The organism is Alteromonas sp. LMIT006, from assembly GCF_024300645.1.
GTDB classification, from domain to species: domain Bacteria; phylum Pseudomonadota; class Gammaproteobacteria; order Enterobacterales; family Alteromonadaceae; genus Opacimonas; species Opacimonas immobilis.
The window spans coordinates 2,446,776-2,460,686 of sequence record NZ_CP101291.1; the positions used below are offsets into that span (position 1 = coordinate 2,446,776).

A 13,911-nucleotide genomic window follows, 5' to 3' on the forward strand; every position below is an offset into this window, starting at 1 on the left:
TGAGTTTTTTAAAACTGTAAGCGTACCGCTTGGGCACCTAATAATACTTTCAAATCGTGAATCAACTGATCGCTTGGCGTTACGTACCACTGACTGTCGGTTCGTAGCTCGACATTGAAACCAGCGTGCTCAACATGCATTTCAACAGGGCAAGTCCCGCCAACAGCCTGATTCAAAGTGTGTTTGATCTTATCTACCATAGCAGTATGCAGAGGGCATTCTAGCACTAACTGTAACGCTTTAACGTAATGCTCTCGTGCATCCACTATATCTAATATGCTTCGGATGGTCATTGTATTACCACCACTGTAATCATCAAAGCTGACCTGTCCTTGGACAAATAAGACACGGTCAGTTTGAAGCATCTCTTCATATTGCTCAAAGGTATCTGGGAAAAGTCTAGCTTCTACTCGTCCAGAGCGATCATCAAGGGTCACGATGCCCCAACGACGCCCTTTTTTGTTCGTCATTACGCGCACGCCGATGACCAGACCCGCGATGCTTGCACTGCCTTCTTTACCCGTAGGCGTTAAATCTGAGATTTTGCATGAAGTATATGAAGGTATTTCTGCGAGATATTGGTTAATTGGGTGACCGGTCAAATACAGACCGAGCGTGTCCTTCTCGCCAGCTAACCAGACTTTTTCTGACCATTGAGGAACTTGTGCAAAGCTTTGATGCGAATCTTCTTCACCCTCGTTTAGCAGGCCAAACATATCAGTCTGACCAAAACTCTCCGCTCGCGCGTGTTGATTGGCCGCTTCTAAAGCATCCCCAAGACTTGCCATAATAGCGGCTCGATGTGGTCCAAGATTATCAAAAGCACCAGCCAAAACCAGTTTTTCTAGAACGCGTTTATTGAGCTTTTTGGTATCGACTTTGCTGCAAAAATCAAACAGGTCTTTAAACTTACCTTGGTTTTCACGCGCTTCAATAATTGCTTCAATGGGACCTTCACCGACCCCTTTAATCGCGCCAATACCGTAAACAATCTGATTATCTTGATTCACGGTGAACTTATATTGTCCGGTGTTCAAATCCGGAGGCAGAATAGTGATCCCCATATTCTGACATTCGTCGACAAGAGTCACAATTTTGTCCGTATTGTCCATATCCGCAGACATGACAGCCGCCATAAAATACGCGGGATAATGCGTTTTTAGCCATAGGGTTTGATAAGAAACCAAAGCATACGCCGCTGAATGCGATTTGTTAAAGCCATAGCCAGCGAACTTTTCTACTAGGTCAAAAATTTTCATCGCCAAGTCAGGGTCGATATTGTTGTCTTTTGCACCGGCTGCAAATACTGAGCGTTGCTTTTCCATTTCTTCGGGTTTTTTCTTACCCATTGCACGACGCAACAAATCAGCACCACCCAATGAATAACCGGCCATCTCCTGGGCAATCTGCATGACCTGCTCTTGATAGAGAATGATGCCGTAAGTGGGTTCAAGGATCTCCTTGAGGCACTCATGCTGATATTCAGCATCCGGATAAGAAATGTCCTCTCGGCCATGTTTGCGGTCAATGAAGTTATCAACCATGCCCGATTGCAATGGCCCCGGACGAAACAGAGCCACCAAAGCAATGATGTCTTCAAAACAGTCTGGTTGAAGACGATTAATGAGATCCTTCATGCCGCGAGATTCGAGTTGGAACACCGCTGTGGTTTGCGCAGCCTGAAGCAAATCAAAACTGGCCTTGTCTTCGAGTGGGATTTGAGTAATATCTACTTCTTCACCCGTGCCAAGTTTGATCATGTCAATTGCCCACTGAATGATCGTCAGTGTCCGCAAACCCAAAAAGTCGAACTTAACCAGACCTGCCGTTTCGACATCGTTTTTATCAAATTGAGTGACTGGGTTGCGACCTTCATCGTCACAATACAACGCCGCAAAATCGGTTATTTGCGTCGGCGCAATCACCACGCCACCAGCGTGCTTGCCGGCGTTGCGAGTGACCCCTTCGAGGATTCTTGCCATGTGAATCAGTTCTTTGACGTCGGCATCACTGCGTTCGAGCTCCCCTAATCGCGGCTCAACATCAAATGCTTTGGCCAAGGTCATACCAGGATCGCCAGGAATTAATTTTGAAATGCGGTCAACAAAGCCGTACGGATGACCAAGTACCCGACCTACATCCCGCACCACCGCTTTCGCAGCCATAGTACCAAAGGTAATAATTTGTGAAACAGCGTCACGACCATATAGTTCGGCAACGTGATCGATCACCTCATCACGTCTATCCATACAAAAATCGATATCGAAATCTGGCATGGATACCCGTTCAGGATTCAAAAACCGCTCGAAAAGCAAGTCAAACTCTAACGGGTCAAGGTCAGTGATATCGAGCGCATAGGCCACCAAAGAGCCCGCACCAGAACCTCGCCCAGGTCCTACCGGGATCCCATTGTCTTTTGACCATTGGATAAACTCCATTACGATCAAGAAGTAGCCAGGGAAACCCATTTGGTTGATGACTTCTAGTTCAACATGCAAACGCTCATCGTACTCTGACCGCCGGGCTTTTCGTGTCGCTTCATCGGGAAATATTTTGAGCAAGCGACGCTCTAAACCTTCTTGTGACACCTTGACTAGGTAATCTTCGATGGTCAAATCTCCCGTCGGAAAATTTGGTAAGAAGTACGTACCAAGTTGCACAGTGACATTACAACGTTTAGCAATTTCTAAGGTATTGGCGATGGCTTCGGGAATATCGCTAAATAATTCGACCATCTCGCCAGCACTACGAAAGTACTGCTTTGGAGAATACTTTTTGGGGCGCCGATTATCTTCCAAAGTATAACCATCATGAATACATACCCGAATTTCATGAGCATCAAAATCTTTTTCTTCCAAAAAGACCACTTCATTGGTTGCCACCACGGGTAAGTCTTGCTCGCTTGCCCAATCGACCGCGGCTTGAATGTATTGCGCTTCGTTAGCACGTTCTGTGCGTTGTAATTCAATATAGAAGCGGTCAGCAAAATGCACTTTATAAAATTCAGTAATGTGAGCGGCTTTGTCTAATTTATTTTTTAATAATGCTCGACCTAGCTCGCCTTCCATTGCGCCAGATAGAATCAACACGCCCGCTTCAAACTCAACTAACCATTCACTGTTGATCACTGGACGGCCTTGGATATGACCTTGTTGATAAGCCTTTGACACCAAAATGGTAATATTCTTATAACCTTCGTTATTCATCGCATATAAGGTTAAACGACAAATATCTTCTGGCCACAGATAGCTTTGTACCCAGACATCGACACCGATGATGGGCTTAATCCCCATATCGTGGGCACCAGAATAAAACTTAACTAAACCACAAAAGTTCATTTGGTCTGTTACAGCGATGGCTGGCATCTTTTGTTGTAAGCATGCAGCAAGAATGGGTTTGACTTTAGCCAATCCATCCATCATCGAAAAATCACTGTGAACACGCAGGTGAACGAAACTTGGTTCCATTAGTTTTCTGAGATTAAAATTAGATGGGTTAAGTGTATCAAATTTTGCGACAGACACTTAAACATTTGTTCGATTAGCCAAAATTTGAGCAACCGGTTTAAAGGACAATCGATACTCAGTGAGTATCGGTAATTTTTGTAAAGCGCTGATATGCGCTTGGGTCGGATAACCTTTGTGCTGAGCAAAGCCATATTCAGGATGACGCTCATCCAATAACGCCATGTCTTGGTCACGAGTCACTTTGGCAATAATTGATGCGGCGCCAATACAAGCGACTTTGCTGTCGCCTTTCACCACCGCCTCTGCACGATATTGCCAAGGTGGTATGCGATTACCGTCAACTTGTACAAAATCGGGCTTAATCGAAAGCGCCTCAACCGCTCGGGTCATCGCGAGCATGGTGGCATGCAAAATATTGAATTCATCAATTTCTTCGGGGCTAGCTCGACCTATCGACCAAGCTAAGGCTTTGGCTTGAATCTCAGAAAATAATACGAGACGTTTTTTCTCACTAATCGCTTTGGAGTCCCCTAGGCCTTCGATGGGGTTATTGGGATCTAATATCACAGCTGCTGTGACCACATCACCGACTAATGGTCCACGGCCAACCTCATCCACACCTGCTATGAACATGTCTGATCCAACATTTGCAGTGCCACTTTAGCCGCTTGTTGGCTGGCGTTTTGTTGTAAATCACGATGCAATGTAAGGAACATCTCAGCTTGATGCTTTAGTGCCGCTGCAGAAACTTCTGTCATTGTGGAACCCTCAACTTGAATAGTGTGATCAATTGGTGCATCTTCCTTAGTTAATACAGCACTGATATAACTCGCCATGCGTTGTGGCTCCACATCTTCTTGTAACAGTTCTGGAAATAACGCTTGCTCAGCCAATATATTGGGTAACGAAAAATACTTAGGCTTGTAGAGTTTGCGCATCATCCAATAGGTCAAACCTGACATTTTATATGCAGACAACATGGGACGTTTGCACAGCATTGCCTCAAGCGTCGCGGTACCAGAAGTCAATAATACAAAATCAGATGCAATCATCACTGTTCGGGCATCGTCGCGAGTGACATTGATATCGTCCTGAGCGGGGTAACTCGCAACCATCTGTTGAATTTGCGCAAAACAGACATCATTCACCGCAGGTATCAAGGCTTTAAGCTCTGGATGTTGTTTTTTTAACAGTTCAAATGTTGCCAAAAAGCTTGGCAACATACTCTTGATTTCACCTGCTCTTGAACCGGGTAATAGTGCTAAGACTGGATGGTTGTTGATAATTCCTAAAGACGCTCGTGCTTGTTGTTGATTTGGTTCAAGAGGTATCTCATCCGCCATAGGATGACCAACAAAGGTATAAGGATGATGGTATTTTTGATAAACGGGGGTTTCAAATGGAAATAATCCGAGCACATGATGAGTGCTGGCGATGATTTTATGAATACGCTTTTCACGCCATGCCCAAATGGTCGGAGAAACGTAGTGTAGGGTTTGGATGTCATGTGATTTGGCAAATTTTGCCACGGGAAGGTTAAAATCTGGCGCATCCACTCCGATATACAAATCCGGAGCAAAATCCAAAATTTTCTGTTTCAACTCTTTGCGAATACCCAACAACCTGGGTAAATGTTTAATGACCTCGACCAGGCCCATGACCGATAGTTCATCCATATTAAACCAAGACTCAAGACCTTGTGCTTGACAAAGAGGACCACCGATTCCACACACTTCTAGATTAGTATCTGCCTCTCGAATCTGCTTGAGCAAGCGAGAGGCAAGCATGTCGCCGGATGGTTCGGCGCAGACCAGGACAATTTTGCGCGAATGGCTAGACATTGTCAGATAAGGGCTAGCGGATAATGCCGCGATTAGGTTGGCTCAAAAACTCCACCATAATCTCTAATTCTGGAGTGGTTCGTGCCATCTCACGAATGGCTTCAAGCGCTTCAGCAACGGTTTTGTTTTGGCGATAAATGGCTTTGTAAGCGCGTTTGATATTCAAAATCGCGTCACTAGAAAATCCGCGGCGTTTTAAACCTTCTGCATTGATACTTTGCGGGATATGTTTTAAACCATTAATCATGACGTAGGGTGGAACATCTCTTAAGATAACTGAACCACCACCAGTAAATGCATGAGAACCAATATGACAGAACTGATGAACCGCTGTCATACCACCAAGTATCACAAAGTCACCAATGTGAACGTGTCCCGCTACAGTGGCATTGTTAGCGAAAATATTATTGTCACCCACCATGCAATCATGCGCGAGGTGTGTGTTCACCATCAAAAGGTTATTCGAACCAATTTGCGTCAATCCATTATCTTGCACCGTGCCCCGATGCACCGTACAAGACTCACGAAACACATTGTTGTCACCAATAATAAGACGCGTCTTTTCTTCTGCGTATTTTTTGTCTTGGCAGTCTTCGCCAATCGAACAAAACTGAAAGAAGGTGTTGTGATTACCAATAACTGTATCGCGCTTAATTACGACATGTGATGTTAATACACAATTATCGCCAATAACAACATTTTCACCTACATAACAAAATGGTCCAATTGAAACATTGGAACCAATCTGTGCACTTTTTTCAATAATCGCAGTAGAATGGATCACTTTTTTATAATTCTCTCATTGCACACATAAAGTCTGAACTGCACACTAATTCACCATCGACAGTGGCAGAACCCATGAACTTCCATATCCCTCGACGCTCTTTTATCAATTCGACTGATAATTCTAACTTATCTCCAGGCACAACAGGGCGTTTGAAACGCGCATTGTCTATGCCTGCGAACAAGTATAGCTTACTCGTATCCGCCTCGCTTTTAAATCCTAGGATACCGGCAGCTTGTGCAAGTGCTTCCAAAATTAACACCCCTGGAAAAATAGGCTGACCAGGAAAGTGCCCAGTAAAACAAGGCTCATTAAAAGTGATGTTTTTGTAGGCTTTAATCGATTGGCCAAGGGTATAGTCAGTTACCCTATCAACTAATAAAAATGGGTATCTGTGTGGTAACAAATCCATAATTTCACGAATTTCAATCGTGTTTAACTCATTTGACAAAGTGGTACTCCATAGAGATAGGTGCAAATGTGGGCAAAGATACCTGTAAACGCGCCTAAAACAAATCAGACCAAGCAGTTTATTTCCTTTTCAGGGCTGCTTGGTCTGCCAATATTACAGTAATTGATTAGTTTGCTTTACTTACGCGATCAATCACTTTTTGTGAAATATCAAATTCAGGCTTGGCATACACAGCAGAACCAGCTTGTAATACCATATCATAACCTTCGGCAGCTGCAATCGCGTCAATTGCCTGTTTGACCAAACCCAAAAGCTTAGTTTGCTCTTGTTGCTGACGAGCTTGAATCTGTTGCTGTAAAGGGTTAGCACGTTGTTGTAATTCAGTTTGGATAGCCATGATCTTTTCTTGTGATTCGGTCTTTTGTGCATCAGACATAGTAGGACCGTCACGACGTAACTTTTCTGCTTCGAATTGACCGTCGCTGCGCAACTTATCTAACTCAGCTAATTTAGGCTGAAACTCTTCATTAATACTTTGAACAACGGCTTGAGTCTGTGGTAACGCTTGTAAAACACCTTGCACGTCAACCACAGCAATTTTTTGGGCTAATGCACTGGTGCTGATTAAAGCCGTTGCAACTAATGCAACTTTGATAAATGACTGAGTTAATAGTTTCAAAAGAGACTCCTAGTATTTTGACTATATTTATAATTAGAATGTTTGACCAATATTAAAGGTAAAAAACTTCGCATCATCACCCGGGCGTTCTTTCAAAGCTCTAGAAAAGCTGAACACCAAAGGTCCCATTGGTGAAATCCATTGTACAGATAAACCCGCTGAGCTTCTATACTCTTTCCAATCACTGTAATCAGCAATCGGATCACTGTTTGCAGCAATGCTCAAGCCTTCGTACTGACTGTAGTCGAACTCAGTATCCCAGACATTACCCACATCAAAGAATAAGCTGGTTCTAACTGAACGATCAAATTCAGTGTCAACAAATGGAGTGGGTACAATCAGTTCTAATCCTGCAAGTGCCATCGCGTTACCACCTAAGCTGCGACGAGAGATAAAGAGTATATCATTCGCTGGATCCGTTGGTATACTGTTTCCTTCCGGTGTTGTGATAAAGGCATTCGACACTCGCTGAATGCCTCGAGGACCAACTGTGTTGTTCTCAAAACCGCGCAGCGTATCCGAACCACCCGCAGTGAAGTTTTCAGTGAACGGTAAGATCTGCTCCACTCCATTGACATCACCGTAACCATTACCATAGCCTAAGCGGGCGCGGGCAAGGACTGTCCAACGCTGATTACGAGTAAGTGGGAAATAAAACTTGGTATCCAAAATCGTTTTAAAATATTTCACATCGGAGTTAGGGGTTGTGACGCTAAACGATGCACGTTGTGAAGAACCATCCGATGGGAATACACCACGATTCAACGTATTGCGGATCCAAGATACTGATGCTTGTAAGCTATCATATTTAATGGGCGCATCTGGGTCGTTTATGTCTTCGAATTGGGAATAGAAACGATCCGTTTGTTCATAACTAGAGCGATTGAATAACTCGACATTGGCATACGTTAAACCAAAGTTAATGCGATTCACTGCATTGATTGGATAACCTAGGTTTGCCCCAATCGCAAATTGTTTTGAGTTATAACTGACTACATTGAAGTCAGAACCATCGAATTCTGAATAACTTATGCTGCCACCTAATGATATCCCATCAATTGTAAAATATGGGTCTGTGTAATTCAGCGCAATGGATTGCTGATACGATACTGTGTTGATATTAATGCCAACACGTTTACCCGTACCTAAGAAATTATCTTGTTGAATACCCGCTTGTAAACTCAACTTCGTTCTATCCCCGTAACCAATACCTGCATTGAATGAGCCTGCAGGTTGTTCTTTAACAGAGAAATTCACATCTACTTGATCATCTTGGCCAGGTAAACGCACAGTATCAAATTCAACTTCTTCCATATAAGTTAAACGAGAAAGTTGATTTTTAGATACTTCTAACGATTGATTAGATAACCACGCCCCTTCCATCTGCGTAACGTTTTGGCGCAGTACTTCGTCTGCCGTAACGAGATTGCCCTCAAAATTGATTCGACGAACATAAATACGTTTACCCGGGTCAACGGATACCGTGAGTTTCACTGTATTATCTTCGTCATTAATCTCTGGGATGGTCGTCACATTTGGATAAGCATATCCGAATCGACCCAAAAACTTACTGACAAATTCTTCTGCAAACGTCACTTGAGCTTGGTTATATAAGATGTCTTGGCGCAGTGGTAAAAACGCTTTTAAATATTCCTCTTGTCCAATCAAGTCACCAATAATATCCACCTCAGATACCGTGTACTTTTCACCTTCACTGACATTGAGTGTGATATAAATACCGTCTTTCTCTGGCGTCATTGCAACTTGGGTTGAATCGATCGAAAAGCGTAAATAACCACGGTCCATGTAGTAGCTGGTGATGGTTTCCATATCCGAGGACAGCGTTTGCTTTTGATAACGCGTTTCTGCCATAAAATTCCACCATGGCGCACCAAATTTTAATTCCATCTGGTCAAAGAGTTCTTGATCAGAAAAAATCTCATTACCTACAATATTAATTTGTTTGATTTTGGCCGCATCGCCCTCTTCAAACAATATTTTTAGGTCAACTCGATTACGAGGCAGTGGAGTAATGATAGCACTGACGTCAGCAGTGTACTTACCAATGCTATAATAAAAGTCTTTAAGGCCATTTTCGATGGAAGTCAGGACCGTTTTGTCAAGTGGTTCCCCGACGATGATGTTAGAGCCTTGCAAGCTCTCTTGCAATTGCTCATCTTTGATATCGTCGTTCCCTTCAAAGATGATGTTAGAAATTGTGGGGCGTTCTTTAACAACGATCAGCAGAGTATCACCATCGCGCAGTACTTCAATATTCTCAAAGTGAGTGGATGAATACAAAGAACGGATTAATTGCGTCACTCGAAACGGAGTAATTCGGTCGCCAACTTGCACAGGTACATAGGTTAACGCAGCCCCCAACGCAACACGCTGTAAACCTTGTATACGAATATCATCAATGATGAACTCATTAGCACTATTGCTCGACTGAGCCATGGCAATCTGACTGAAAAAAACTAATGCGATTGCACTGAAAAAATGTCTACACTTCATTAACTGTTATTCTTCCTAGACGAATTATTGTTATTGTATGGAATTGCGTGTCTAAGCGCAAAATTATGTCAGTCTCATGATGTCGTTAAATATCGCGATTGACATAAATGTAAATAATATCGCTGCGCCAACGCGCAGGCATTTTTCTTGAGTGTCTTCGGATAACGGCTTACCACGTAGCCATTCAATGATGAAGAACATCAAATGCCCCCCATCTAACATGGGCAACGGAAGCAAGTTTAAAATTCCTAAATTCACACTTATCAATGCCAAAAAGCTCAAAAAGTACACAAAACCGATGCTAGCACTGGCTCCAGCACCTTGTGCAATACCGACTGGACCACTCAATGACTCTACAGCCACATCACCGGTAAATAATTTACCCAACATTGATACACTTAAGCTCATTAGACGACCAGTGCGCTCAATCCCAGCGACCACGGCATCGACAAAGCCATATTGCTTAGTCAATACATAGTCACTGCGTTCACCATCCAGTGTTGGGGTCACTCCGAGTAAACCAATCGCACCTTGCGGCATTTCCCGGCGGTCGAGAATTGCATCGAGCTCGTACAATACCGAATTTCTTGCAATGGTTATGGTTACGCCTTCACCTGGACGTGCTTTAATCATCGCAACTGTTTGTTCCCAATTGTCTAAAAGAGTTCCATCTATTTTCAGGATTTTATCCCCAGGCTTGAGTCCAGCCCTTGCCGCAGCAGAGTTAGGGGCAATTGCTCCGATAACATTTAGCACTTTGGGTTGAGCAGGATTTATACCAAATTGGGTAAGCGGCATCGTTTCAGTATCGTCTAAACGCCATTGATTTAGCCCTATTCGGTACGTGTGTTCACCTCCATCATGCGCAATCACCATAGATAAATGACTGTGACCTAAGGTAGCCAACAACTCATAATTGACCGCTTGCCAATCGAGAGTTTTATGGTTATTGATGGAAACGATTTCGCCATCGTTTGGTAGATTTGCTTGCGCTGCAATGGAGTTAGGAATGATCTCGCCTATCTTGGGCTTTAACACCGACACACCAAGCATAAACATGAATGCCAAGACGATCACCGCAAAGATAAAATTCACCACTGGCCCTGCCGACACAATAGCAAACCGCTGCCAAACGGTTTTTTGATTGAATGCTTCATGTCGTTGTTCTGGTGACACCGGATCTACCCGCTCATCCAACATTTTGACATAACCACCTAACGGAATTGCAGCGATTGCAAACTCAGTGCCGTGCTTATCGTAGCGTGACCAAATGATTTTGCCAAAGCCAATGGAAAAGCGCAGTACTTTTACCCCACACCAACGCGCGACAATGAAATGTCCCCACTCATGCACCGCAACCAAAATGCCCAAAGCAACGATAAACGAGGCAATATTCCAAATAATATCTAACATTTGGTAAGCCTTTGTACCGCCTCAGTAGCCAGTGAGCGCGCTTGTTCATCGAGTGCGATAACTTCATCCAATGAATGCGCAGACGAATGTGGGGCTTTGGCCAATACTTGTTCATTGATGCGTGTTATATCGGTAAAGCCAATCACGTGATGTAAAAATGCCGCAACAGCCACTTCATTACTTGCATTGATGAATGTACAGGCTGTTTGCCCCTGTTCTGCCGCAGCAAGGGTTAAATACAAATTCGGATAGCGTTCTTGGCAAGGCGTTGCGAACGTAAAATCATTCAGTTGCGAAAAGTCTAATGGCGCAACGCCTGAGTCAATTCTTTCGGGATAAGCTAACGCATGTGCAATGGGGGTACGCATATCAGGATTACCCATTTGCGCAATGACAGAGCCATCACAATATTGCACCATAGAATGAATGACTGACTGGGGGTGAAGCACAATTTGAATATGTTCATTACTCAGACCAAATAACCACTTTGCTTCAATGAATTCTAAGCCTTTATTCATCATGGTCGCCGAGTCTACTGATATTTTTTGCCCCATATCCCAATTTGGATGGGCACAGGCTTGTTCAGGGGTAATCGTATGGAAACTATCTAAAGAACGAGTGAGAAACGGTCCACCTGAGCCTGTAAGTAATACTTTGTGGATACCGCTTTGTATCAGGTCACCATAGGCAAATTCTTTTGGTAAGCACTGAAAAATGGCGTTGTGTTCGCTATCAATTGGTAGAATCGTCGCCCCTGATTGCGCTGCAGCATCCATCAATAAAGCACCGGACATTACCAAAGACTCTTTGTTCGCTAACAAGAGAGTTTTTCCAGCTTGAACCGCAGCCATGCTCGTTTTAAGCCCAGCACCACCAACTATGGCTGCCATGACTTTGGTAACGGATGGATGCTGTACGGCGGCTATCGCTGCTGATTCGCCAAATGCGATCTCACCTGTGAAGCCAATATGCTTAGCGTATGCACAAGCTGACTCATAAACACTCTCATCGTGTAATACGGCTATTGAGGCATGACACGCAAGTGCATCATCAAGTAATTGAGAGTATTGAGCGTTCGCTGTCAGTGCAAAAACTTGATAGCGTTTTGGATGTCGCTTTACAACATCTATGGTGCTTTGCCCAATAGAACCTGTCGCCCCAAGGATAACAAGGGTATCCATCACGCCATCCATACCACGTAACAAAAAGCAAACACTGGGAACGCGGCAGTCAGGCTATCAATTCGATCTAAGACTCCACCATGTCCAGGCAATAGCCGACCACTGTCTTTGATGCCAGCACAGCGTTTGAACATAGACTCGTTCAAATCTCCCATGGCGGATATACCCACCGTCACAACACCGATAATAATATGTAAGCTGATGCGAGCTGGCTCAACTTGATAATGCATGGCGGCAAAGGCAATAATTGCAAGTGAAGCCACAACCCCGCCGGCTAAACCTTCATAGGTTTTACCCGGGGATACATTAGGACGAAGTTTAGTGCGACCAAATTTTACCCCAACAAAAAATGCACCAATGTCCGCAGCCCACACAATCCCTAAGACATAAAAAATCAATGAGGCACCATAAAACGGGTCAATTTCAAATAAGCTGGTACGCAAAGCAACTATCGCTACCCAAGTTGGGACCAAAGTAAACACCCCAAAGATATTGCGGATTAAATTAGAGCGTTGCCAGAAATGACTGTATTTAGGATACAAAATAATCATAACAACTGAGTACAGCCACCACAACATAGCCACACCCAAAGTGCCAAAATACAATGGGTGTAGGTCGTTTTGCTGCCATATAGCTTCTGACGGCACCACAATACTAAGAATCAAACAAATGGTTGTTATGAGAAGGGTAAAAAAGAGTTTCATACGCCGCTGGATCAGCCCGGACATATTACCCCATTCGTATGCGCCCAATCCCATAACAAAGACTACTGCATACTGAAAATATTCAATCGGTAAAAATAAAATCGCTCCTAACGCACATGGCGCAAGGACCAAAGCCGTCATAATCCGCTGTTTTAGCATTGTACCTGTTCCGCGATTTTGCCGAACCGGCGCTGTCGCTGTTGATAGTTCTGTACGGCATTAGAGAAAGTTTGCTCATTAAAATCAGGCCATAGCGTCTCGGTAAAATAGAGCTCAGCATAGGCGCATTGCCACAGAAGAAAATTTGAAATGCGTTGCTCACCACCCGTGCGAATTAATAAGTCAAGTTCCGGCACATGAGCAAAAGCGGTTTGTTGGTTAAAGGTGGCCTCATTGATATCAGATGGTTGTAAAGTGCCATCATTGATTTGAGTTTGTATGCGTTTTGTGGTCTCTACTATGTCCCAACGGCCGCCGTAATTAGCTGCGATGTTTAAGCATAATGCCGTATTGTCTGCAGTCATTGCTTCTGCTTTGCGGATACGATCAACCAATCCATCATCAAACGCTGACAAGTCACCAATGACTTTTAGACGAACGTTGTTCTTGTGGAGTTTTTTGACTTCGCTGTTTAGCACTAACTTAAATAGCTCCATCAACACAGAGACTTCCTCTTCGGGGCGTTTCCAGTTTTCAGAACTGAATGCAAATAACGTCAAAGCAGGTATATTGTGCCTGCGCGCAAAACTCACTGCTGCACGAACGGCATCGACTCCCGCTTTATGCCCAAAAGTGCGCAGCTTCCCTTGTTGCTGAGCCCAGCGTCCGTTGCCATCCATAATAATGGCAACGTGTCTAGGCATCTTAGCTGTATCCATATTTATTATAGGTTCTTCCTTGGCAAACAACTTCATGT

At 43.9% G+C, this 13,911-nt stretch carries 11 protein-coding genes; all 11 read right to left on the reverse strand.

Annotation, left to right across the window (positions count from 1 at the left end; translation table 11 throughout):
- Nucleotides 1–8: 8 nt before the first annotated feature.
- Nucleotides 9–3,467, reverse strand: coding sequence for a DNA polymerase III subunit alpha (dnaE, locus tag NLG07_RS11445; RefSeq protein ID WP_254855572.1), 3,459 nt, complete (start codon nt 3,465–3,467; stop codon nt 9–11).
- A gap of 57 nt (nt 3,468–3,524) precedes the next feature.
- Nucleotides 3,525–4,100: a ribonuclease HII gene (gene rnhB, locus NLG07_RS11450; protein WP_254855573.1), complete on the reverse strand. Its 576-nt coding sequence runs from the start codon at nt 4,098–4,100 to the stop codon at nt 3,525–3,527.
- A complete protein-coding gene (gene lpxB, locus NLG07_RS11455; protein ID WP_254855574.1) occupies nt 4,091–5,308 on the reverse strand; it encodes a lipid-A-disaccharide synthase in 1,218 nt (405 codons plus the stop codon). The genes rnhB and lpxB overlap by 10 nt, the downstream gene beginning before the upstream one ends.
- A 13-nt stretch (nt 5,309–5,321) precedes the next feature.
- Nucleotides 5,322–6,092: an acyl-ACP--UDP-N-acetylglucosamine O-acyltransferase gene (gene lpxA / locus NLG07_RS11460; protein WP_254855575.1), complete on the reverse strand. Its 771-nt coding sequence runs from the start codon at nt 6,090–6,092 to the stop codon at nt 5,322–5,324.
- 4 nt (nt 6,093–6,096) lie between these two features.
- Nucleotides 6,097–6,543, reverse strand: coding sequence for a 3-hydroxyacyl-ACP dehydratase FabZ (gene fabZ, locus NLG07_RS11465; protein WP_254855576.1), 447 nt, complete (start codon nt 6,541–6,543; stop codon nt 6,097–6,099).
- A gap of 127 nt (nt 6,544–6,670) precedes the next feature.
- The gene (locus NLG07_RS11470) at nt 6,671–7,183 is read right to left on the reverse strand and encodes an OmpH family outer membrane protein (protein WP_254855577.1); all 513 of its coding nucleotides are present in this window, start codon (nt 7,181–7,183) and stop codon (nt 6,671–6,673) included.
- A gap of 33 nt (nt 7,184–7,216) precedes the next feature.
- A complete protein-coding gene (gene bamA / locus NLG07_RS11475) occupies nt 7,217–9,697 on the reverse strand; it encodes an outer membrane protein assembly factor BamA (RefSeq protein WP_254855578.1) in 2,481 nt (826 codons plus the stop codon).
- 63 nt (nt 9,698–9,760) lie between these two features.
- The gene (gene rseP / locus NLG07_RS11480; protein ID WP_254855579.1) at nt 9,761–11,110 is read right to left on the reverse strand and encodes a sigma E protease regulator RseP; all 1,350 of its coding nucleotides are present in this window, start codon (nt 11,108–11,110) and stop codon (nt 9,761–9,763) included.
- On the reverse strand, nt 11,104–12,291 hold the full coding sequence (gene ispC, locus NLG07_RS11485; protein ID WP_254855580.1) for a 1-deoxy-D-xylulose-5-phosphate reductoisomerase: 1,188 nt from the start codon (nt 12,289–12,291) through the stop codon (nt 11,104–11,106). Before ispC ends, rseP begins: the two co-directional genes overlap by 7 nt.
- Nucleotides 12,291–13,154: a phosphatidate cytidylyltransferase gene (locus tag NLG07_RS11490; protein ID WP_254855581.1), complete on the reverse strand. Its 864-nt coding sequence runs from the start codon at nt 13,152–13,154 to the stop codon at nt 12,291–12,293. The genes ispC and NLG07_RS11490 overlap by 1 nt, the downstream gene beginning before the upstream one ends.
- Complete coding sequence (gene uppS, locus NLG07_RS11495) at nt 13,148–13,909, reverse strand: polyprenyl diphosphate synthase (protein WP_303049208.1); 762 nt, start codon at nt 13,907–13,909, stop codon at nt 13,148–13,150. The genes NLG07_RS11490 and uppS overlap by 7 nt, the downstream gene beginning before the upstream one ends.
- Nucleotides 13,910–13,911: the final 2 nt, after the last annotated feature.

What these genes read in the sequence shown, in the direction of transcription:
- NLG07_RS11490 (WP_254855581.1), bottom strand. Translation starts at nt 13,154, where the DNA reads ATGCTAAAACAGCGGATTATGACGGCTTTGGTCCTTGCGCCATGTGCG.
- rnhB (WP_254855573.1), bottom strand. Translation starts at nt 4,100, where the DNA reads ATGTTCATAGCAGGTGTGGATGAGGTTGGCCGTGGACCATTAGTCGGT.
- rseP (WP_254855579.1), bottom strand. Translation starts at nt 11,110, where the DNA reads ATGTTAGATATTATTTGGAATATTGCCTCGTTTATCGTTGCTTTGGGC.
- uppS (WP_303049208.1), bottom strand. Translation starts at nt 13,909, where the DNA reads ATGAAGTTGTTTGCCAAGGAAGAACCTATAATAAATATGGATACAGCT.
- lpxB (WP_254855574.1), bottom strand. Translation starts at nt 5,308, where the DNA reads ATGTCTAGCCATTCGCGCAAAATTGTCCTGGTCTGCGCCGAACCATCC.
- bamA (WP_254855578.1), bottom strand. Translation starts at nt 9,697, where the DNA reads ATGAAGTGTAGACATTTTTTCAGTGCAATCGCATTAGTTTTTTTCAGT.
- ispC (WP_254855580.1), bottom strand. Translation starts at nt 12,291, where the DNA reads ATGGATACCCTTGTTATCCTTGGGGCGACAGGTTCTATTGGGCAAAGC.
- dnaE (WP_254855572.1), bottom strand. Translation starts at nt 3,467, where the DNA reads ATGGAACCAAGTTTCGTTCACCTGCGTGTTCACAGTGATTTTTCGATG.